General features: G+C 70.1%; 16 protein-coding genes. 7 read left to right on the top strand and 9 right to left on the bottom strand.

Going from position 1 to position 20,988, the window contains the following annotated elements; all coding sequences use genetic code 11:
* Positions 1-279 precede the first annotated feature (279 nt).
* Positions 280-3,024, top strand: a complete 2,745-nt coding sequence (locus ACQPZQ_RS28655) for an AAA family ATPase (protein ID WP_433285791.1) — start codon at positions 280-282, stop codon at positions 3,022-3,024.
* Positions 3,025-3,103: 79 nt separating this feature from the next.
* On the opposite strand, the gene ACQPZQ_RS28650 is transcribed toward ACQPZQ_RS28655, so the two are convergent.
* The 3 genes from ACQPZQ_RS28650 to ACQPZQ_RS28640 form a co-directional block, all read right to left on the bottom strand.
* On the bottom strand, positions 3,104-3,283 hold the full coding sequence (locus ACQPZQ_RS28650; RefSeq protein WP_241034194.1) for a DUF7455 domain-containing protein: 180 nt from the start codon (positions 3,281-3,283) through the stop codon (positions 3,104-3,106).
* 4 nt (positions 3,284-3,287) lie between these two features.
* On the bottom strand, positions 3,288-3,524 hold the full coding sequence (locus ACQPZQ_RS28645; protein WP_433285788.1) for a hypothetical protein: 237 nt from the start codon (positions 3,522-3,524) through the stop codon (positions 3,288-3,290).
* A gap of 282 nt (positions 3,525-3,806) precedes the next feature.
* Complete coding sequence (locus tag ACQPZQ_RS28640; RefSeq protein ID WP_433285786.1) at positions 3,807-4,556, bottom strand: hypothetical protein; 750 nt, start codon at positions 4,554-4,556, stop codon at positions 3,807-3,809.
* Positions 4,557-4,717: 161 nt separating this feature from the next.
* Here ACQPZQ_RS28640 and ACQPZQ_RS28635 point away from each other — a divergent pair, with 161 nt between their 5' ends.
* Positions 4,718-5,122 carry a response regulator gene (locus ACQPZQ_RS28635; RefSeq protein ID WP_433285784.1) on the top strand — a complete coding sequence of 135 codons (405 nt, stop codon included), beginning with the start codon at positions 4,718-4,720 and terminating at the stop codon, positions 5,120-5,122.
* 130 nt (positions 5,123-5,252) lie between these two features.
* Positions 5,253-7,232: a GAF domain-containing protein gene (locus ACQPZQ_RS28630; RefSeq protein WP_433285782.1), complete on the top strand. Its 1,980-nt coding sequence runs from the start codon at positions 5,253-5,255 to the stop codon at positions 7,230-7,232.
* 9 nt (positions 7,233-7,241) lie between these two features.
* On the opposite strand, the gene ACQPZQ_RS28625 is transcribed toward ACQPZQ_RS28630, so the two are convergent.
* A complete protein-coding gene (locus ACQPZQ_RS28625; protein WP_241034199.1) occupies positions 7,242-7,895 on the bottom strand; it encodes a response regulator transcription factor in 654 nt (217 codons plus the stop codon).
* Between the two features lie 151 nt (positions 7,896-8,046).
* Positions 8,047-10,107, bottom strand: coding sequence for a phosphocholine-specific phospholipase C (locus ACQPZQ_RS28620; protein ID WP_433285780.1), 2,061 nt, complete (start codon positions 10,105-10,107; stop codon positions 8,047-8,049).
* Positions 10,108-10,411: 304 nt separating this feature from the next.
* On the opposite strand from ACQPZQ_RS28620, the gene ACQPZQ_RS28615 reads away from it, so the two are divergent.
* Positions 10,412-10,789 (top strand): cupin domain-containing protein, encoded by a 378-nt coding sequence (locus ACQPZQ_RS28615; RefSeq protein ID WP_241034201.1) that lies wholly within the window; start codon positions 10,412-10,414, stop codon positions 10,787-10,789.
* A gap of 378 nt (positions 10,790-11,167) precedes the next feature.
* On the opposite strand, the gene ACQPZQ_RS28610 is transcribed toward ACQPZQ_RS28615, so the two are convergent.
* Together ACQPZQ_RS28610 and ACQPZQ_RS28605 are read right to left on the bottom strand one after the other, a co-directional pair.
* Positions 11,168-12,277, bottom strand: coding sequence for a YibE/F family protein (locus ACQPZQ_RS28610; protein WP_433285778.1), 1,110 nt, complete (start codon positions 12,275-12,277; stop codon positions 11,168-11,170).
* A gap of 274 nt (positions 12,278-12,551) precedes the next feature.
* Positions 12,552-13,955 (bottom strand): DHA2 family efflux MFS transporter permease subunit, encoded by a 1,404-nt coding sequence (locus ACQPZQ_RS28605; RefSeq protein ID WP_433299402.1) that lies wholly within the window; start codon positions 13,953-13,955, stop codon positions 12,552-12,554.
* Between the two features lie 1,662 nt (positions 13,956-15,617).
* Between ACQPZQ_RS28605 and ACQPZQ_RS28600 the strand changes: the two genes are divergently transcribed.
* Entirely contained in the window at positions 15,618-15,977 is a 360-nt protein-coding gene (locus ACQPZQ_RS28600; RefSeq protein ID WP_433285776.1) for a DoxX family protein, read from the top strand.
* Positions 15,978-16,001: 24 nt separating this feature from the next.
* On the opposite strand, the gene ACQPZQ_RS28595 is transcribed toward ACQPZQ_RS28600, so the two are convergent.
* Complete coding sequence (locus tag ACQPZQ_RS28595) at positions 16,002-17,339, bottom strand: MFS transporter (RefSeq protein WP_433285774.1); 1,338 nt, start codon at positions 17,337-17,339, stop codon at positions 16,002-16,004.
* Positions 17,340-17,483: 144 nt separating this feature from the next.
* The gene (locus ACQPZQ_RS28590) at positions 17,484-18,128 is read right to left on the bottom strand and encodes a TetR/AcrR family transcriptional regulator (protein WP_433299400.1); all 645 of its coding nucleotides are present in this window, start codon (positions 18,126-18,128) and stop codon (positions 17,484-17,486) included.
* 134 nt (positions 18,129-18,262) lie between these two features.
* On the opposite strand from ACQPZQ_RS28590, the gene ACQPZQ_RS28585 reads away from it, so the two are divergent.
* The gene (locus tag ACQPZQ_RS28585; protein WP_433285771.1) at positions 18,263-19,120 is read left to right on the top strand and encodes a shikimate dehydrogenase; all 858 of its coding nucleotides are present in this window, start codon (positions 18,263-18,265) and stop codon (positions 19,118-19,120) included.
* Positions 19,104-20,975, top strand: a complete 1,872-nt coding sequence (locus ACQPZQ_RS28580; protein WP_433285769.1) for a TIM barrel protein — start codon at positions 19,104-19,106, stop codon at positions 20,973-20,975. Before ACQPZQ_RS28585 ends, ACQPZQ_RS28580 begins: the two co-directional genes overlap by 17 nt.
* The last annotated feature ends 13 nt before the right edge of the window (positions 20,976-20,988 follow it).

Below are 20,988 nucleotides of genomic sequence, written 5' to 3'. Positions count from 1 at the left end.
GAGTGACCGCCCAGGCGCCACCGTGTATCGGTCGCGGCATTGTCCATGGACGACATACCGTCGATTTCACTCATCAGCACGAGGTCGGTGGCCCGGGCCGGACACTCCGCTCGTGCTGTTGCACCGCTCCCCGAGTGCGGCTGCCACATTCTCGGCGTCACGCTGGAACGCCCACGGAATCTGCTGGCAGGCATCGCCACCCGCTCGCTCGAACGAGGGCACGTTCGAGACGTGAGGGTGGTAGGTAGGGAACTCGTCGGGGTGAGGCGGAGACTCGTGATGGATGGCGCGATCGGCCGCAGCCACCAGCGCTCGCTGCGGGGCCGGCGCAGCGAGTGCGTAGTGCTTGATCGACTGCTCGAGGCCGTGCTGGCAGGTGAGAGCCGGGCTCTGGTGGTGCGCGGCGAGCCGGGCGTGGGTAAGACCACGCTGCTGGAGTACGTCGTCGAGCGAGCGCCCGGCCGGGTGGCGCGTGCTGCAGGAATCCAGTCCGAGATGGAGCTGGCCTTCGCCGGCCTTCACCAGCTGTGCACGCCGATGCTCGACCGGCTCGACCGCCTTCCCTTGCCCCAGCGCGACGCGCTGCGCACGGCCTTGGGCCTCAGTGCCGGGAACCCGCCGGACTGCTTCCTGGTGGGACTGGCTGTGCTGGGCCTGCTGGCCGAGGTCGCCGATGGACAGCCGCTGATCTGTGTGGTGGATGACGCCCAGTGGCTCGACCACGCCTCGGCGCAGGCGCTGGCGTTCGCCGCCCGCCGCCTGATGGCGGAGTCCGTGGGGGTTGTCTTCGCGGCGCGTGACGGCGAGGCGGCGGAGCTGGCGGGTGTGGCGCAGCTGGTGGTCGCCGGGTTGCCCGATGCCGATGCGCGGGAGCTGTTGTGCTCGACGTTGCGCGGGCCGCTGGACGAGCGTGTGCGTGACCGGATCGTGGCCGAGACCAGGGGTAATCCGCTGGCGTTGCTGGAGCTGCCGCGTGGGTTGACACCGGCGGAGCTGGCAGGCGGTGTCGTCGTGAGTGGCACCGGCACGCTCGCCGGGCAGATCGAGGAGAACTACCGGCGACGGCTCGCGGCTCTCCCGGCCGAGACGCAGCGGCTGGCGCTGGTCGCCGCTGCCGAACCGCTGGGCGACCCCGTGCTGCTGTGGCGCGCCGTCTCCCTGCTCGACATCAGCGTCGCCGCGGCCGCTCCGGCGGCATCGGCCGGGTTGCTCAGGATCGGCAGGCGAGTGCGATTTCATCACCCCCTCGTTCGTTCGGCCAGTTATCGGGTGGCGTCCCCGGAGGAACGGCGGATCGCACACCGTGCGCTGGCGGAGGCCACCGATCCGGAGGCCGATTTCGATCGTCGTGCCTGGCATGCCGCGCAGGCCACAGCGGGACCGGACGAGGAGGTCGCGGCCGACCTGGAGCACTCGGCGGGGCGCGCGCAGGCACGTGGCGGGCTCGCCGCAGCAGCCGCGTACCTGGAACGGGCCGCGGAACTGACCGCCGACCCGGACTGCCGGGTGCAGCGTGCGCTGGCCGCGGCGGAGGCCACGCATCTGGCGGGGGTGCCCGACGCGGCACTCAAGCTGCTGTCTCTGGCCGAGGCGTGCTCGCTGACCAAGCTCCAGCGCGCCCGGGTGGACCTGCAACGCGCCCAGATCGCCTTCACCCTCAACCGCGGCAGAGAAGCCCCGCCCCTGCTGCTGCAGGCCGCCAAGCAACTCGAGCAACTCGACGTCGAACTCGCCGGTGAGACCTACCTGGACGCCCTGCTGGCGGCGATGTTCGCCGGCGCGCTCGCCGGCGGCGTCAGCGTGCAGGAAGCCGCCCACGCCGCCCGTGCCGCGTCTCCGACGACGCGGACCGCACGCGCGCCCGATCTGCTCCTCGAGGGCTTGGCGCTGCGGTTCAACGACGGTTACACCCCAGCCGTCCCGACGCTGAAGCGGGCGCTCCGCGCGTTCCGCGGCAACGGCCTGTCCGCGCAGGAGGGTTTGCGCTGGCTCTGGCACGCCTGCGTCACCGCGGCCCACCTCTGGGACTACGACACCTGGGAACTGCTCGCCACCCGCTTCGTGCGCACCGCACGGGAGGCAGGCGCCTTGACGATGCTTCCCCTCGCGCTCGGCCAACGCATCGGTGTGCACGTCTTCCTCGGTGAACTTGCCGAGGCCGCTTCACTGCACGACGAGCTGAGCTCGGTCACCGACGCGACCGGGCATCCCCCACCACCACTCGCCGCGTTGCTGATCGCGGCCTGGCGCGGTCGCGAAGCCGAGGCCTGCGCGCTGATCGAGGCGACCACCACGGAGGTGCTGCAACGCGGGGAGGGCGACGGGCTGATCAAGGCCCAGTGGGCCGCCGCGATGCTGTACAACAGCCTCAGCCGCTACGAGGACGCGCTCACCTCCGCAGAGCAGGCCGGCAGCCAGCCGCCGGTGCTGGGAGTCGCCCCGTGGGCGGCGTTGGCCGAGCTCGTGGAAGCGGCCACGCGCTGCGGGATGTCCGACCGTGCTGCTGAGGCGTTCGGTCAGCTCGCCGACGTCACGCGGGCGAGCGGCACCGACTGGGCGCTGGGGGTCGAAGCCCGCTCCCGAGCCCTGCTCAGCTCCGGTCAGGACGCCGAGAGCGCCTACTGCGAGGCGATCGACCGGCTGGACCGCACCCGCGTCCGCGGCGAGCTCGCCCGCGCCCACCTCCTCTACGGCGAATGGCTCCGCCGGGAGGGCCGACGGCTCAGCGCACGCGAGCAGCTACGCGCCGCCCACGAGATGTTCGCCGCCATGGGCGCCGAGGCGTTCGCCCAGCGTGCGGCTTCCGAGCTGCGGGCCACCGGTGACTCCCCACGTAAGCGCACGGTCGAGAGCAGCACGGAGCTCACGCCCCAGGAAGCGCAGATTGCGGGGCTGGTCCGTGAGGGACTCTCGAACCCCGAGATCGGTGCCCGGCTGTTCATCAGCCCACGCACTGTCGAGTGGCACCTGAGCCGGATCTTCTCCAAGCTCGACATCACCTCACGCAGGCAGCTCCGCCGCTGACGGCGGTCGCGGTGCCGGGCCCGAACATGACGCGAGCCCGGTCGCGGGAGGAGACCGGGCTCAACGGATGGGGCGATCCTCAGGGATCGATACTCAGCTCCGCGCCGATCTCGCGCAGCCGGGGCTCGTGCTGACGGGCGTGGTGCCTGCAGAAGAGGAGCTCGTTGCCGGCCGGGAGCAGCGCGCGCATCCGCGCGGCGGCGCTGCAGCGGTCGCAGCGGTCGAAGCGGGTCAGAACGGGGAAGTCCTGGATCGTCATGTCGTCACGCCGCCTCGAGCAGGGCCGCGCCGGAAGCTGTGAGCCGGGCCGGTCCGTGGTGCGAACCGGCGGCGATCAGACCGGCGGCGGTGAGCCGAGGACCGGTGAACTGGTCGCTGAGGAACCGCCCGTCCACGACCAGCGCGCCGCCCGTGTCGTCGGAGATCTCGCAGCGACCCGCGGCGACGGCGCGGAGAACGGCGCGGTCGCGGTAGCTGAGGGGGTTGGCGGTGGTGATCATCGTCGTTCTCCTTCCGGCTCTGTCGTTCCTGTGACCCTTGAAGGATCCGTCGCGGGCCCTGTCTCCTGCCATCCCGCTGCCCCCCGAACCACTGGAGCGAACCCGCCAACCATCAGTGGGGGTTGCCCCCCACCCGCACCGACTGCTGCCGGAACGGGCGGCTCGCAGGGTGGGAGGGGCGACTCGCGGGGGCACCCGCGAGTCGCCCGGCGAAGTACGCCTGGCGTACGACGAAACCGGCCTCGGCGAGGAGGCCGGTCTTGCACCGGGGAAGGAGCGCAGCTAGCGCTGCATGCGCGCGGCGGCGGCGAGGACGGCCGCCGCGTGCGCCCGGGCGTCGTCCGGGCTGTTCACGGTGCGGCACGGGATCACGAGGATCCGCGCACCGAGGAGGTGGACCCCTCCGGCCCAGGTCACCTTGTAGGGGTCACGCTCGGCGTATCCGGCGGGCCGGATCGGCTCGGGCAGCTCCACGCTCGCGCGCAGCGGCGTCTGCGCCTGCGCAGGCCCCGGACTTGTCGCCGGAACGCTTCGCAGGGTCACCGACTCACGCCGGCTCCCGTACAGCTCGATCGAGCACGGCTGTGCGTTCGCGCTGCGCGCGTTCACCTGGGTGTAGCCGGACGGTGACTCGGCAGGCTCCGTGCCTTGTTCGGTGCCGGTCGTGGTCGAGCGGACGATGGTCGGCCGGAACGGGGACGGGTGGCGCGCGCCCAGGGGCGCCGGCTGACGCTTGTCCGTGGACACCGTCGCCGCGGTCGTGACGGCGTCGATGATCTGGCGGACGATCTCGTTCTTCGCCTCGTCCGTGATGCCGGCCGAGTGCCAGTCGATCGACGAGGCGATCCGGGCGAACTCGTTCCCGTCGTCCTGCTCGGACGGATGGGGAGCAGGGGGGCGGACGAGCCGGTAGCCACGGGCGTCCAACCAGGCAGCCATGTGCGCAGGAGCGCGGGTGGCCGGCGCCTTGCTGGTGCCTGAGGCGAGGAGGAAGTCCGTCATCGCGTTGGCAATCACCGTGGCTGTATCCACGGGATGAGAGTGCGCTTCGCCCGCTCTCATGTCGTCAGGGCCTGCGGGCATCCGCTCTACCGGTTGGCAGGAACCCGCAGTGGGTGTCAGCCCGGCCCGCGGGCCCTCGCCGGGGCCGTGCTGGGCCCCGTCGGGCATCGCTCGTTCCGGCTAGCTGCAATGTGCGACGCGCCGACTACTGCGATGCTGAACATGTGCTGCGACGTTGCCTGATTGTTGACGACAACGAGCGCTTCCTCGAGATCGCCCGTCTCAGCCTTGAACGCCAGGGACTGGAGGTGGTGGGGACCGCGACGACTATCGCCGGGGCCCTGCTGGAGGCGGCCGTGTTGCGCCCGGATGTCGTGCTGGTCGACGTCGCCCTGGGGGAGGAGAGCGGGTTCGAGCTCACCCGGCGGCTGGTCGAGGACTTTCCCGAGCTCCGCGCCCGCGTTGTGCTGATCTCCACGCGTGGCGAGGAGGACCTCGCGGACCTGATTGCGTCCAGCCCTGCGGCCGGATTCCTCTCCAAGTCGCTTCTGTCAGCGAACGCCGTGCTCAACCTGGTGGACGCCGGAGGGCGCTGAGCGGAGGCATGAATGCCACGCGGGCAGCGGCATCTCGGCCTGCATTCGGCGCAGGCGCGCGTGGCGAACCGTGCGCAGGGTCGTCAGAGAGGCGGACCCCGGATTAGCGTCTCGCTGCGGGAGTCGTGAGATGGCACTTGTCCGGATTCGACCGTCCGTTCTCCGTCGGCTGAGCGGTTTGCTCGTCGGCGTTGTACTCGTGGCTGCGATCAGTGGGCTGATCGAGCTGCTCGACGGACACGTTCCCGTCATCAGCCTGCTGATTCTCTACCTGCTGGCGGTCCTTCCGGTCGCCCTCATCTGGGGTTCGACGGCAGCGGTCGCGGTGGCGGTCATCAGTTCCGGGGCCTACCTACTCCTGTTTCTGAAGCCGGCCCGCATCCGGGCCGACGATCCGCAGACCCTGTTGCCACTGGTGATCTTCCTCATCACCGCGGTCGTCGTCGGGCAGCTCGCGGCGCGGGCGCAGCGGCAGGCACGGGAGTCCGCGAGGCTCACCGAGGAGCAGACGGCGTTGCGGCGGGTCGCAACGCTCGTGGCGCAGGCGAGCCCGCCGTCGGAGGTCTTCGAGGCCGTCACGCGCGAGGTCGGCCTGCTGTGCGACGCCGACCTCGCTCGCCTGGAACGCTACAACGACGACGGGACCGTGACCGGTGTCGCCGCCTGGAGCCGGGTGCCGGTGCGGCTTGCCGTGGGCACGCGGTTCGCTCTCGAGGGACTGAGCATCGCCGCGCGGGTGAAGGAGAGCGTCGGTCCGGTCCGCGTGGAAGGCTTCGCAGGCGCCAGCGGCCCGATCGCCGAGGAGGCCCGGCAGCTGAGGATCCGTTCGTCGGTGGGCTCCCCGATCGTGGTCGCCGGGCACCTCTGGGGCGTGATCGCGGCCTCGACGCGCAGCCACGTCCCGTTCCCGGTCAACACCGAGGCACAGATGGCGGACTTCACGGAGCTCGTGGTCACCACGATCGAGAACGCGCAGGGTCGCGCCGAGATCAGCGAGCTCCTGGACAACCAGGCTGCACTGCGGCGGGTCGCGACCCTCGTCGCCCGCGGTGCGCCCACGGCGGAGGTGGTCGCCGAGGTCGGGGAGGAGGTCGGCCGTGTGCTCGGAGCCGAAGCCACGATGATCGTCCGGCTCGATCAGGACGGCCTGGTGACGGTGGTGGGCAGCACCGGTGTGCACGGCGAACGGCTGGCGGAGGGGACCCGGTGGAAGATCGAGCCCCCGCACGCCCTCGCGACCGCGCTGGCCACGGGCGAGCCGGCCATTCTCGACGACATCAGCGAGGTACCCGGCGAGTTCGCGGCGGCTATACGCGATACCGGCATCCGGTCCGCCATCGGCATCCCGATCGTCGTCGGGGGCAAGTCGTGGGGCGCTCTCGCCATCGCCACGCGAAACGCGCACTTCCCCGTCGGCACCGAGCACCGCATGGCGGCCTTCACCGAGCTCGTCGCCATCGCCGTCGCGGACGCGCAGAGCGCGGCGGAGCTCGCTGCCTCCCGAGCCCGGGTCGTCGCCGCGTCGGACGAGGCACGGCGGAAGATCGAGCGGAACCTGCACGACGGTGCGCAGCAGCGGCTCGTCACGCTGGGGCTCGAGCTGAGTCTCTTGCAGGGCTCGGTGCCTCCGGACCTGGACGACCTGCGATCCGGGATCGGCCGGATAGCCGCGGATCTCGCCGAGGTGCTCGACGAGCTGCGCGAGATGTCGCGCGGGATCCACCCGGCGGTCCTCTCCGAGGGAGGGCTCGGATCTGCCCTGCGCGCGCTCGCCCGACGCTCGACGGTGCTCGTCGAGCTCGACGTCCGCACACAGGCCCGCTTTCGCGAGCCGGTCGAGGTCGCGGCGTACTACGTCGTCTCCGAAGCGCTGACGAACATGACGAAGCACGCCGACGCGTCGCGCGTGACGATCCTCCTGGAGGAGCGGTACGGGAGCCTGTGGCTCGAGGTGCAGGACGACGGCGTCGGAGGCGCCGATCCGGCGCGCGGGTCGGGACTCGTCGGCATCCGCGACCGCGTGGAGGCCCTGGGCGGGACGTTCGAGGTCAGCAGCCCGATCGGCGACGGCACGCTGGTGCAGGTGACCCTTCCGATCCTGCCCCGGTGACGGTCGCCGTCAGCGGGCGTCCAGGAACGTCAGTACCGCGAGCACCCGGCGGTGGCTGTCATCGGTCTCGGGCAGGCTCAGTTTTGTCAGGATGCTGCGCACGTGCTTCTCCACCGTGCCCTCGCTGATCCAGAGCCGGCGTGCGATGCCCGCGTTGGAACGGCCTTCCGCCATCAGGGTCAGGACGTCGCGCTCGCGGGCGCTGACCACGGCGAGCGGGTCGTTGCGTTTGCGGGCGGCTACCAGTTCCTGCACGAGGGCAGGGTCGACGACGGAACCGCCGCGGGCGACCCGTTCGAGCGTCTCGATGAACTCGTTCACCTCGGTGACGCGGCTCTTGAGCAGGTAGCCGATGCCCTGGCCGCTGGCGAGCAGCTCCATCGCGTGCTCCACCTCGACATGGGCCGAGAGCACGAGGATCCCGGTGTCCGGCTGCTCCCGGCGGATCTCCCTGGCCGCCTCCAGCCCCTCGTTGGTCTGGGTCGGCGGCATCCTGATGTCGACGACCACGAGTTCGGGTGTCGTCTCGCGGACGAGCTCGAGCAGACGGGTGGCATCACCCGCCTGGCCGACGACCTCGAAGCCCGAGCGTTCGAGCAGGCTTGCCAGGCCCTCACGGAGCAGGACATCGTCCTCGGCGATGACCACACGTAGCTGGGTCATGGCCGCTCGAGCGCTGGTCCTGCGCGGGCGTGGGCGTGCGGATACGGCGCATAGCTCATAGGGGGATTATCCCGACGTCGGGGGCTCGCAGCGAGCCATCGGCACCTCTCGCCCCATTCGGCGGCTTCCTGGAGCACCGGAACCGGCCCTGTCAGCGCGCTCCGATCGCCGGATCGGTCATCGTGGTCCTGCCCGTCTCGACGTGCCCGGCCAGGCGCCGCAGGAAGGTGCCGTCCCCGTCGGAGACCACGGAGAGGTCGTACCAGCCGCCACTGTCCGCAGTGCGCGCCGTGTGGACGACACGCCCACCGCGCGCGATGCGATAGGCGGCGGACTGGTCCGTCTGGTTGACGTCGTTGACCGTGAGCCGGACGGTCCGGGCGCCGCTGTTGGTGAGCACGAGCTGCACCTCCGAGCCTGCCGAGCGGTGGCGCGCGGACACCTCGGGGCCCGCGTTGCTCGTGTGACCGGCCAACCGGCGCAGGAACCCGTTGGGACCGTGCACCGTGAAGTCGTAGGCCCCCCTGTCGGCAGCCGCGATGGTCCAGTCGTCCGACAGCTGCTTGCCGGCGCTGACGGTGTAGGTCCACGGTCCGTTCGTGTCGGTCGTCGATGTGACGTAGAAGCTCGCTCCCGCAGCGCCGTGGTTGGAGAAGGTGAGGTTGAGGCGGCCGCTCGTCAGGCACCCGTCGGCTGCCAGGTCGTAGGGCAGCGGGAGGGCGGGGCGACGGCCGGTCTCCTGCTTGGGCAGCATCGGATTGTCGGGCAGCGTGGGGACGTAGTCCTTGTGCCTGTTCTTGTCCGGTGGGGCGTAGGTGTTGGTCGCCGGGAGGGCCGGCACGCCCGCGTCGGCGCGGGAGAAATCAAAGGCCGAGGTGAGGTCACCGCACACGGTGCGCCTCCACGCGGTGATGTTCGGTTCGCGCACCCCGAAGCGCTGCTCGATGAACCGCAGGACCGAGGTGTGGTCGAACACCTCGGAACAGACCCTGCCACCCCTGCTCCACGGCGAGACGACGAGCATCGGGACGCGCGGACCGAGACCGTAGGGTCCCGGGACCTGGCCCGGCAAGGACGAGCCGAGGAGCTCGTCGCTCACGTCGACGGTCGACTTCCCCTGCGTCGCCGACGACGGCGGGTAGGGCGGCACCATGTGGTCGAAGAAGCCGTCGTTCTCGTCGAAGGGGATGAGCAGCGCCGTCTTGCTCCACACGTCCGAGTCGCGCGTCAACGCGTCCAGCAGCTTCGCGATGTACCAGGCCCCGTAGTTGGGTGGCCAGTTCGGGTGCTCGCTGTAAGCCTCGGGAGCGACGATCCAGGACACCTGCGGAAACGCGCCGGCTGCGATGTCGGCGCTCAGCACGTCGAAGAACCCGTCGCCGTTCTTGGCGTTCGTCCCGGTGCGGGCCTTCTCGTAGAGCGGCTGTCCTGGAACAGCGTTGCGATACTGATTGAAGAACAGCAGCGGGTTGTCGCCGTAGGTGCCCCGGTAGGCGTCGTCGATGTTGCCCCACTTGCCCTCGTCGGTGAGGCCGTCACCGATGTCCTGATAGACCTTCCAGGAGATTCCGGCCGCTTCCAGCCGTTCGGGGTACGTCGTCCAGCCGTAGCCGAGCTCATCATTGGTGACGACCGGACCGCCACCTTTTCCGTCATTACCCACATAGCCGGTCCACAGGTGGTAGCGATTCGGGTCGGTGGGGGCCATCATCGAGCAGTAGTAGGCGTCGCAGATCGTGAACGCGTCGGCGAGTGCATAGTGGAAGGGAATGTCGTCCCGGGTCAGGTAGGCCATCGTCGTGGTGCCCTTGGCGGGCACCCACTCGTCGTACTTCCCCTCGTGCCACGCCGCGTGGGTGCCGTTCCAGCTGTGGTCGAGGTCCTCGATGAACTGCAGCCCGAGGTCCTTGATGGCCGGCCGAAAGGGCAGCACGTCGTCCGAGTTGTGGGGCTGCTGCCACACCGACCGTCCGTCGGGAAGGGTGACGGGGTGGGGGTCTCCGAAGCCGCGCACGCCGCGCATCGACCCGTAATAGTGATCGAAGGAACGGTTCTCCTGCATCAGGATGACGATGTGCTCGACGTCCCGGATACTTTCGGTGCCGTGCTGCGGCTCGATAGCGGCGGCACGGGCGATGCTGTTGGAGAACATGGAGGCGACAGCTGTGCCGCCGGCCAATTGTACGAATCTTCGACGGCTCAAGGCGGTCATCGATTAGGTCTCCCGGGCTCGCATAATAATTCTCGGGATAGCCTCATCAGCGCTCACGGATTTCAGTTGACCGGTCGACGACGGCTGGGCGAACTTCCGGCGACCGGTCGTGTGATGCGTATTAACCGAATGTCCACTCGGGGTGGCTGCGTCTTATCTCCGTTCGGTCCGATCTGTGTGGAGATCGCCGGGCGACATCGGCGATCGCTGGCCACCGGCCGCCGGGAGAGTGAGTCTGTGTACTGCTCATGATCGATGCTGGACACTCGGAGGCCCTCGTTGTCGTCCAGGAAGGCCAGTTGCCATGACCGCACCTGAACTTCGGCCGGTGGATCTGACGGTCGTCGACACCAACACCGCCGAGTGGACGCTGTTCCCGATCCCTCAGATCGGAGTGGAACTGGACGCCCTACCGTTGATCGCGGATCCGGACACGGGCATGCAGGTGTTCAAGATGGTCTACCGCGCTGGTTTCACCAACCCCTGGCACCACCATCCCTGTGCGCATGGCATCTACGTGCTCGACGGCGTCCTCACCACCCACGGAGGGGAGTTCGGGCCGGGCAGCTTCGTGTGGTTTCCCGAGGGCGGGATCATGGAGCACGGGGCTTCTGCGGACGGCGACGTCACCTTTCTCTTCATCACCAACAAGCCGTTCGACATCCACTATGTCGAGCGTTGAGCGCTGAATCGAACCCAGGTGAGGTTGTCAAGACCAACGTGATGTGCCCCATTCGGTCTCGACGGGCGTGTGTCAACCACCGACATTGGTGACGGACCGTCGGGCGTCGAGGCGCGCCGGCGGTTCCATACACTGATCGACCGGATCCCGCTGTGCCCCCGAAGCATGCGCGTGACCTGCAGTCCCGACCTGCTCGAGACCCCGGCTCGAGCCGAAGGAGATCAACCTCGTGCTTGCTGACATCCTCATGCTCGTGCCCGCCTGCATCGCCGGAATCGGCGGAGCGCTGCTCGGCGACAAGCTCGGGCTCTGGATCAAGGGCGCACTCGCCGACCGCGGAAGCCGCTGAGAAGCTGACCGCGGCGGGGCCGTACGCCGTTATCCGGCCACGGCTGACCTGCCCCCGCGGTGGCTGCGGGTGACCACGGCGACGGCGAGCGCGGTGGTGAGTGGAACCGACGCGACGAGTCCGATGCTGCCCACCAGGGTGCGGACGACCTCGGTGGCGATCACCTGTGTCGTCAGCGTGTCGGTGAGTCCGCGTTCGGCCACGCTGAACAGCAGGAGGAGGGGGAGCGCGGCTCCCGCGTAGGCGAGTACGAGGGTGTTGACCGCGGACGCGACGTGGTCGCGGCCGATGCGCATGGCGGCGCCGAAGAGCGCGGTGGGGCGAAGGTAGGGGTCGGCGCGACGTAGTTCCCACACAGCACTGGTCTGGGTCACGGTGACGTCGTCGAGGGCGCCGAGGGCGCCGATCATGAGACCGGCGAGTACGAGCCCGCGCCCGTCGAGGTCGGTGCCGAGCGTGGACGCGAGGTTCGCGGTGTCCTCGTCCCTGCCGGTCAGCGATGTCAGCGCGGCGAACGCCGCACCGAGCACGCCGATGAGCAGCAGGCTGAGCAGCGTCCCGAGCGCGGCGGTCGACGTGCGCGCGGAGAATCCGTGGGTGAGATAGAGGACGCCGAACATGATGGCGCAGCACCCGACGACGGCGACGGCGAGCGGATCGCGGCCTGCGAGGATCGCGGGAAGCATGAAGGCGAGCAGCACCAGGGCTGTGAAGCCCAGCCCGACGAGCGCCGCGAGGCCGCGCCACCGTCCGAGCGCCAGCACGGCAGCGGCGAAGACGAGGGCGAGGACCAGCAGTGGCTGGTCGCGTTGGAAGTCGACGATCTGGTACGAGTCGGGGTCGCCGGGGTTCTCGCCGCTCCAGAGCATGATGACGTCGTCGCCGACACCGAACGGGGCCTTGCCCCGCACGACCGACACCAGCGTGACGATGCTCTGGCCGGCTCGCGGCCCCTCGGACATCTCGGTGGTGAGGGCGAGACAGCCGCTGCCCCCGGGCTGCCCGTCGGTGCAGTCCACCTCGGTCGCCGCGGTGACGTGCGCAGCGATCCGTACGGAGGGGTCCTGCGCCGAGGGCAGTCGGTCCTCGACGGGGTAGAGCACGATCAGGCCGACCACGGTGGCGAGGAGTGCCGGCACGAGCAAGGCTGCGATCGCGAACCGGACGCGTCGGTCGGCGGGCGCGGCGGGTCCGTGCCCGTGTCCGTGTCCGTGTCCTGGTTCGATCCCGCCGCGAGTGCTTCGGCCTCGATGCCGGTGCCGGGCGCCCACGTACTGCGGGGACGGATCCTGAGGGTGCACACGGCGATCCTCCCGCGCCGGTGCCGGCACCCTGCGACCGCCGGGCGCCACCTGTTCGAATCCTGGTGGCTGCCCGGCGGTGCTCAGCTGCGCTGTAGGTCCCCGCCCGTGATCAGGAGGCGGCCGAGGTGGCCGGTGCGGGGGTCGGTTCCGTGGCGGACGAAGGCCGCGCCACCAGGAACGACAGGCCGACGACGACGATCGAGATGACCGCTGCGACCAGGAACGCCGTGTGGGTGCCTGCGGCGTCGATCGCTCCGGTCGGATCCGCGGACCCGACCGTCATCACGGTGATGAACAGAGCCGTGCCGGCTGCGCCTGCCACCTGCTGCAGGGTGGTGACGATCGCGCTGCCGTGGGAGTAGAGCTCGCCGGGCAGCGATCCCAGCGCGTCGGTCATGAGCGGGGTGAACATCAGCGACAGGCCGATCGTGAGCACGACGTGGAACGCGATGATCATCCACAGCTGCGACTCAGCGCCGAGCGTGGTGAACAGCCACAGGGCGACGCACAGCACCACCGCGCCCGGCACGACGAGTGGGCGAGCGCCGAACCGGTCGAAGAGTCGCCCGACCACCGGTCCCAGCAGCCCCATGACCAGTCCGCCCGGAAGCAGCGCCAGGCCGGTGGCGAGGGTGGTGGCCCCGAGCACGCCCTGCAGGTAGAGCGGCAGCAGGATGAGCGCCCCGAACAGCGCCATCATGCTGATGATCACCAGGATGAGCGCCACGACGAACGGGCGGTGCGAGAAGGGGCGCAGGTCGAGCAGGGCCCGGTTGTCAGCCTGCAGCCGGAGCTGGCGTGCCACGAAGACGACCAGCGCGATCGCCCCGATCACGATCGGGATCCACGGCGTGATCCTCGCTTCACCGCGCAGAGCCTCGCCGATGCTGCTGAACCCGTAGAGCAGACCGCTGAAGGCCACGGCCGAGATCAGGGCCGAGGCCACGTCGAGGGGCACCCGGCGGGTGTCGGCTGGAATGCGCAAGCGGGCGGCGCCGATGGCAAGGGCGATCGCCGCGATGGGGAGCACGATCCAGAACATCCAGCGCCACCCGAGCGCGCCCAGGATCAACCCCGACACGGTGGGGCCGATCGCCGGAGCGACCGCGATGACGATCGTGATGGTGCCCATCGTGCGGCCTCGTCGATCGGCCGGCACCAGCCGCATCACCGTGGTGATCAGCAACGGCACCATGACGGCCGTGCCCGTGGCCTGCACGACCCGGCCGACCAGGAGCACTCCGAAACCCGGGGCGAGCGCTGCGATCAGGATGCCCGTGGTGAACAGCGACATCGCCGCGAGATAGATCGACCGCGGAGGAAATCGCTGGAGCAGGTATCCGGTGGTCGGGATGACCACGGCCATTGTGAGAAGGAATCCGCTGGTGAGCCATTGCGCGGTGCTCGCGCCGATCTGGAGGTCGGCCATGAGCGCCGGCAGTGCAACGCTCATGATCGTCTCGTTGAGGATCATGGCGAATGCGGATCCCACCAGCAGGGCGACCACGACCATGGCGCCAGGTGGCGGATTGGCGGACTCCACTGTCGATATCGGGGTCGCGTCCGAGGATGCGGCCGCTTCGCCCCCCGTCGGGCCGTGCTCTTCGGCAGTCACGCTTTCTCCGTTCACGTCGGTGTCCCCCCTGGCCGCCGGCGTCCCCTGGTGGCGGTACTACTGAGAATAGAACTGTCAGCGATCGGGCCGTCGCGGTGTGTGCCTGGTTGGGGAGCCGGGCGCGCCACGCCTCGCGGGAGCACAACCTAGAGGTCGCGCGTCGTCGATTCATCTCAATAACGCGTCTGTTCGCGCCGACCACATTGCGCTCCGCAGTGATTCCGCGGACGGCGAACGGCGGCCGGTCGGCCGGGCTCCGCTGACGAGGGCGCGGTGCGTCGATCAACATTTCGGGCCCCGCAGCAGTAGATGACCCGGTTCTCGACCCCGAACCGGTGATCATGCGGAACCAGCACCCCGTCGACCTGGATCCCGGCCCGACGGCTCCACCTTCCGGAAACCCGCGCGATCATCGCCCGGCGGGCCGGACCGCACGGGCGATCACCGACAAAGCCGACGCGTCCTGTCCCCGGGCGCGCCGGCCGGCGTGCTCGCCCGCTTCGGCGACCCCGTGACCATCGACCACATCGGCCCGGCTGGACGCATCCCGGTCGACAGTCCGGCCACGCGCTACCTCACGTCGTGCCGGGCACCTCGTGATCAAGCCTTCGGTCCGGTGGCAGCACACGGCCCGGCCGCATCCCGACTCCGCCCCGGCCGTCCGGTGCCCGAGATCGGCGCAACCCGCTGTCCCGGCCGATGCCGAGGCGACGATTGCCCCTGGATCTGGCTTCTGGCCGGCGGCCTGCGCGGGCGTTGATCAATCTTTCGGGCCCTGCGGCAGGGCATGACCCGGCTGCCGCTTCCGAACCGATGATCAAGTGGAATCAGTACCCGTGACCCCGGCCTTGGCGGTCCACCGTCCGGAAATCGCGGCAATCTGTTGTCCGAGGTGGGCCGAGTTGACCTTCGCCCCCGGACCTGGCATCTGGTCGCCTTGGCGGCGTTGATCAATCTTTCGGGCCCTGCGGCAGGGCATGACCCGGTTCCCGGCCCCCAACTGATGATCATGCAGAACCGCTGCCCCGACCCTGGCCTTGGCGGTCGAGCGTCAGGAGTCGGCGGGCGCTCTGTCGCCCGGGGTGGCGCCGAGGTGACGATTGCCCCGGGACCTTGCTTCTCGCCGGCGGCCTGCGCGGGCGTTGATCAACATTTCGGGCCCTGCGGCAGGGTATGACCCGGTTCCCGGCCCCCAACTGATGATCATGCGCTGCCCCGACCCGTCAGAAATCGGCGGCGACCCGTCGCCCGCAGGGGATGCCGAGCCGGGGGTCGCCGCCCTGTCCGAGGTGTGGTCGGGGAACTCTTATTCATCACTTCGGGTCCTGCAGCAGGGCATGACCCGGTTCTCGACCCCGAAACGGTGATCATGGGGTAGGAGAGGGTGGCGGAGTACGCCACCGGGTGCCACCACGGGTCGAGTCCGAGGCTCGGTTCGGGGAGCCCGGTGGATCACACCTCGGCCACGGATCACCCCGGTGCTTCGACGTTCCGGCGCGCCGGTCTAGGTTCTTGAATGTTCAAGTTCGGCGCCGCCGGGCTGCTCACGATGGAGTCCTGATGAACGTTGTCGGCTGGGTCCTGCAGATCGTGCTCGCCGTGGCCTTCCTGGCCTCGGGCGGGATGAAGGTGGCGAAGCCGAAGCCGGCGCTGGTGTCCGCCGGCATGGGCTGGGCCGAGGACTTCTCCGACGGCGCGATCAAGGCGATCGGTCTGATCGAGGTGATCGGCGCCGTCGGACTGATCCTCCCCTGGCTTCTGGGCGTGGCGCCCGCCCTCACCCCGCTCGCAGCGGTCGGGCTCGCGCTCGTGATGGCGGGCGCCGTGGTGGTCCACATCCGCCGCAAGGAGCAGTTCGCCCCCGCGTTGGTGTTGGGCCTGTTGTCCCTCGTCCTCGCGGTGATCCGCTTCGCCTCCTAGTGCCGACGGCCGGCGACCGCACGATCAGGCCGTCCGGACGCCTGGTGCCGCTGCCTCGGCCCGCTTCCGGCCGAGTTCGTGCATGGGGGTCTGGTAGGTCTCCCTCGCCGTCGCGGCTGCGAGGGCGGAGAGGACGCAGAGGACCGCGGTGAACACCGCGACCGGAACCCAGCCCGAGGTGCTCCCTCCGGCGAGGCCCGCGGCCACGGTGGGCGCGAAGCCGCCGATCGCGAAGCCGATCTGCGTGCCGATGGCCGTGCCCGACAGCCGGACCTGCGCAGGGAACATCTCGCCGTAGAAGGCGGGCCATACGCCGTTCGCCGCGCTGTAGACGATTCCGGAGAGCAGCACGCCGATGAGGAACACCAGCACGTACGAGCCGGTGGTGATCGACCAGAGGTAGCCGGCGGTGAGCACGGCGCTGCCCAGTGCGCCCGCGATGAACACGGGCTTTCGGCCGATCCGGTCGGCGAGCGAGGCCAGCAACGGGATCGCTGCCAAGGCCACGACGTTGGCGAGGATCGCCACCCACAGCATCGCGGAGCGGTCCAGTCCGGCGGTGTCCACGGCGAACGACAGCGCGAAGACGCCGAAGATCGTGCTGACGGCAGCAACGGTGGCGGCCACGACGACGCGCAGCACGTCGGCCCAGTGGTCGCGCAACAGCACCGCGAGCGGCATCTCGGCGCGGGTGTTGCGCTCGACCTCGGCGGCGAAGACCGGTGTCTCGTCGAGCGTGCGCCGGATGACGTAGGCGACGGCGACGACGATCGCCGACAGCCAGAACGGCACCCGCCACCCCCACGACAGGAGCATGTCCTCGGGCATCGCGGCGACGGGCAGGAACACCGCGGTTGCCAGGATCGACCCGGCCTGGGTGCCGCTGAGGGTGAAACTGGTGAAGAACGCCCGCCGGTGCGCGGGAGCATGCTCGAGGCTCATCGAGTTGGCCCCCGCCTGCTCTCCGCCGGCCGAGATCCCCTGCATCAGGCGCAGCACCACCAGCAGCACGGGCGCGAGTGTGCCGATCTGCTCGTAGTCGGGCAGGCAGCCGACGAGGAACGTCGAGACGCCCATCAGCAGGATCGTGAACACCAGCACCCGCTTGCGCCCGAAACGGTCTCCCACGTGGCCGAGCACGATCGCGCCGACGGGCCGGGCGACGTATCCGACGCCGAAGGTGGCCAGCGCGAGCAGCGTGCCGGTCGCGGGAGCCGACGACGGGAAGAAGATCTTCCCGAAGACCAAGGCCGCGGCCGTGCCGTAGATGAAGAAGTCGTAGTACTCGAGCGCGCTGCCGATCCAGGCGGCCAGGGCCGCCTTTCGGGGCTTGCCCGTGGCCGGTGCGGAGTCAGACGTCACGGAGGGCTCCCTGAGGGATGCGTCGTTGCAGGACAGGGGCGGGGGACCGCTATGGACCGAACGGTTATGTACCGTTTAGTGATGTACCGGATGGTGAGTTAGCGTCCCGTGCCTGTCAAGGGCTGCGACGAGCGGAGGCGGGCGTCAGCGCGCGGTGAGGTGGTCCAGCACCACGTCGGCCAGCAGCTTCCGGTAGTGCTCCCGGCGGGAGGGGTCGAGCATGTCGCGCCGGAAGATCGCGCTCCATGTGTGCCGATTGGCCGTCCGGAAGACGCAGAACGAGCTGATCAGCATGTGCACGTCCAGCGCGTCGACGTCGTCGCGAAACACCCCGGCGGCGCGGCCTCGTTCGAGAATGCTGGTCAGGACGTCGAGCGCCGGGCCGGCCAACCCTTCGAGGTCCAGCGACTTCCTCAGGTGCTCGGCCCGGTGGATGTTCTCGATGCTGACGAGACGGATGAAGTCCGGGTGGGACTCGTGGTGGTCGAACGTCAACTCGGTGAGCTGGCGCAGTGCGGCCTCCGGAGGGAGGTGCTCGACGTCGACCTCCTGTTCGAGGCTGCGGATGCCGGCGTAGGCGCGCTCGAGCACCGCGAGGTAGAGCCCTTCCTTGCTGCCGAAGTAGTAGTAGAGCATTCGCTTCGTCGTGCTGGTCTTCGCTGCGATCTCGTCGACCCTGGCGCCTGCGTAGCCGTGGTCGGCGAACTCGCGGGTGGCGACGTCGAGGATCTCCGCGCGAGTGCGGTCGGCGTCCCGGATGCGTTCCTCCGACGGGACAGACGATGTCACCACCGAGAACCCTCCTGACCAGCTGTTGACGGAGCCCTGACTCTAGGCCGCCCGGCCGGAGCCGCGTTGCCCCTTCCCGTGGACGCGCCCGGCAGGTACAACTAACGAACCAGTACGTTCAGAAAAGGGGCCCAGTGGATTACACGGTGGGACTGGTCGGCGCCGGAATCGGGCCCTCCCTGAGCCCTGCCCTGCACGAGCGTGAAGCGCGGCGGCTCGGCCTGCGCTATCGGTACGTGCGGCTCGATCTCGACGTGCTCGGCGTGCCTCCCGAGTGCGCAGGCGACGTCCTCGCTCGCGCGCAGGCGGAGGGCTTCCGCGGCGTGAACGTCACGCATCCCTGCAAGCAGCAGGTGCTTGCCCACCTCGACGACATCTCTCCGGACGCCGCGGCGATCGGCGCCGTCAACACCGTCGTGTTCACCGACGGGCGCGCGGTCGGCTACAACACCGATCGGTCCGGCTTCGCCCGCGGCCTGACCACCGGACTGCCGGGGAGCTGCCTCGACCGGGTCGTCCTGCTCGGGGCAGGAGGCGCAGGCGCGGCAGCGGCATACGCGCTGCGCGACCTGGGAACGACGGACCTCGTCATCGTCGACACGGACGCCGCCGCGGCCGCCCGGCTCGCCGGGAAGCTGGACGCCGATCACGGGACGCCGGCCGAGCTGTCACGGTTGCTGGCGCGCGTCGACGGTCTGGTGCACGCCACGCCCACGGGCATGGCGGCCCATCCCGGCCTGCCGTTGCCCGAGAACCTGCTGGCACCGCACCTCTGGGTCGCCGAGATCGTCTATCGGCCGCTCGACACCGCGTTGCTGCAAGCAGCCAGGAGCCGCGGCTGCGACACGCTCGACGGCGGTCGCATGGCCGTGTACCAGGCCGTCGACGCGTTCGCGCTCTTCACCGGAATCACGCCTGACGCCGACCGCATGATCCGGCATTTCGCCGAGCTCGTCGGCAGCGAGGAGGACAACCGTGCGCCCAGCCGATGAGCCTGCCGCCCGCCTCGGAATCGCCACGGTCTGCCTCTCCGGCACGCTCGAGGACAAGCTCGCCGCCGCGGCCGCAGCGGGCTTCGACGGCGTTGAGATCTTCGAGCCGGATCTCCTCGCCTCCCCGCTCTCGCCCGCCGAGATCCGGCTGCGCTGCGCGGACTCCGGCCTCTCGATCGACCTCTACCAGCCGTTCCGTGATCTCGATTCGGTCGACGCCGACCGGTTCGCGGCGAACCTGCGACGTGCCGAGCACAAGTTCGCCGTCATGCAGCAGCTCGGAACCGACACTGTGCTCGTCTGTTCCGCGGTCGCCCCCGACGCCGTCGCCGATCTGGACCAGCTCGCCGCCCAGATGCACGCCCTCGCCGAGCGTGCCGCCCGCCACGGGCTGCGGATCGCCTACGAAGCGCTGGCCTGGGGCACGCACATCAACACCTACGAGCAGTCGTGGGAGGTGGTGCGCCGCGGGGACCACCCCGCGCTCGGGCTCTGCCTCGACAGCTTCCACATCCTCTCCCGTGGCTCGGATCCCGCGGCAGTGCTCGGCATACCGGGGGAGAAGCTCTTCTTCCTCCAGCTCGCCGACGCACCGCGGCTGCGGATGGACGTGCTGCAGTGGAGCCGCCACCACCGGCTCTTCCCCGGCCAGGGCGCATTCGACCTGCCGGCCTTCCTCGAACCCGTGCTCACCGCCGGCTACATCGGCCCGCTCTCGCTCGAAGTGTTCAACGACGTCTATCGCCAGTCCGACCCGCGCCGGACGGCCGTGGACGCCATGCGCTCCCTTCTCGCCCTGCGCGAGCAGGTCGCCCGCCGCGCGGCGGTTCCCGCCCTGACCACCGCGGTGCCGCCCGCCCCGCCCGCACTCGCCGGCCACGCCTTCACCGAACTCGCGGTCGACGACACGTCCGGCCCGCGGATCGCGGAGGCCCTGCGCGCTCTCGGGTTCGCCCGTACCGGGAGGCATCGCACGAAGCCCGTGAACCTGTGGGAACAGGGCACCGCACGGGTTCTGCTCAACGCCGGTGCGCCCCACCCCGGAGCGGGGAACGTCGCAGTGGCCGCGCTCGCCGTCGAATCGACCGATCCGCCCCTGTCGGCTGCACGCGCCGCCGCGTTGTGCGCTCCGATCCTGCCGCGCGACCGCGGGCCGGCGGAGGCCGATCTCGCCGCCGTTGCCGCGCCGGACGGAACGTCGGTGTTCTTCTGCCGGACCGACGCCACCGGCGGCTGGCTCGCCGACTTCGACCGCACCCCCACCGCGGACGGCGGCCTGATCAGCGGCACGGACCACGTCGCCCTCGCGCAGCCCTACGACCACTTCGACGAGGCAGCGCTCTTCTACCGCGCCGTACTGGGCATGGACCCCGAGCCGACGAGCGAGATCGCGGCGCCGTTCGGGCTGGTCCGGGACCGGACGGTGACGGCGGGCGGGGTCCGTCTCGTGCTCACGGCAAGCCTGCTGCGGCGAGGCGAGTGGGCACCGGGCGTGTCCGACCCGCAGTACATCGCGTTCGCCACCCCCGACGCCCTCGCCGCGGCACGGGCGGCCCGCGCGGCAGGCGCCCCGATCCTCGACATCCCCGGCAACTACTACGAGGACCTGGACGCGCGCTACGCGCTCGAGCCCGATCTCCTCCACGAGATGCGGGCGCTCGGCGTGATGTACGACCGGACCCCGGAGGGGGAGTACCGCCACTTCGCCACCGAGGTCCTCGGCGGCCGGGTGTTCTTGCAGGTGGTGCAGCGTTCGCCCGGCTACGAGGGTCACGGTGAACCGGATTCGCCGGTGCGCATGGCGGCGCACCGCAGGCGCAGACTGGGAAGATCACCCGCGCTCGCCGCGGGCTGACCTCCGGGGCGGT

It is taken from the genome of Pseudonocardia sp. CA-142604, assembly GCF_050948475.1.
GTDB lineage: Bacteria > Actinomycetota > Actinomycetes > Mycobacteriales > Pseudonocardiaceae > Pseudonocardia > Pseudonocardia alaniniphila.
This window is presented reverse-complemented; position numbering and strand designations above follow the sequence as displayed.

What these genes read in the sequence shown, in the direction of transcription:
- ACQPZQ_RS28655 (WP_433285791.1), top strand. Translation starts at nt 280, where the DNA reads ATGGATGGCGCGATCGGCCGCAGCCACCAGCGCTCGCTGCGGGGCCGG.
- ACQPZQ_RS28650 (WP_241034194.1), bottom strand. Translation starts at nt 3,283, where the DNA reads ATGACGATCCAGGACTTCCCCGTTCTGACCCGCTTCGACCGCTGCGAC.
- ACQPZQ_RS28645 (WP_433285788.1), bottom strand. Translation starts at nt 3,524, where the DNA reads ATGATCACCACCGCCAACCCCCTCAGCTACCGCGACCGCGCCGTTCTC.
- ACQPZQ_RS28630 (WP_433285782.1), top strand. Translation starts at nt 5,253, where the DNA reads ATGGCACTTGTCCGGATTCGACCGTCCGTTCTCCGTCGGCTGAGCGGT.
- ACQPZQ_RS28625 (WP_241034199.1), bottom strand. Translation starts at nt 7,895, where the DNA reads ATGACCCAGCTACGTGTGGTCATCGCCGAGGACGATGTCCTGCTCCGT.
- ACQPZQ_RS28620 (WP_433285780.1), bottom strand. Translation starts at nt 10,107, where the DNA reads ATGACCGCCTTGAGCCGTCGAAGATTCGTACAATTGGCCGGCGGCACA.
- ACQPZQ_RS28615 (WP_241034201.1), top strand. Translation starts at nt 10,412, where the DNA reads ATGACCGCACCTGAACTTCGGCCGGTGGATCTGACGGTCGTCGACACC.
- ACQPZQ_RS28605 (WP_433299402.1), bottom strand. Translation starts at nt 13,955, where the DNA reads ATGGTCGTGGTCGCCCTGCTGGTGGGATCCGCATTCGCCATGATCCTC.
- ACQPZQ_RS28600 (WP_433285776.1), top strand. Translation starts at nt 15,618, where the DNA reads ATGAACGTTGTCGGCTGGGTCCTGCAGATCGTGCTCGCCGTGGCCTTC.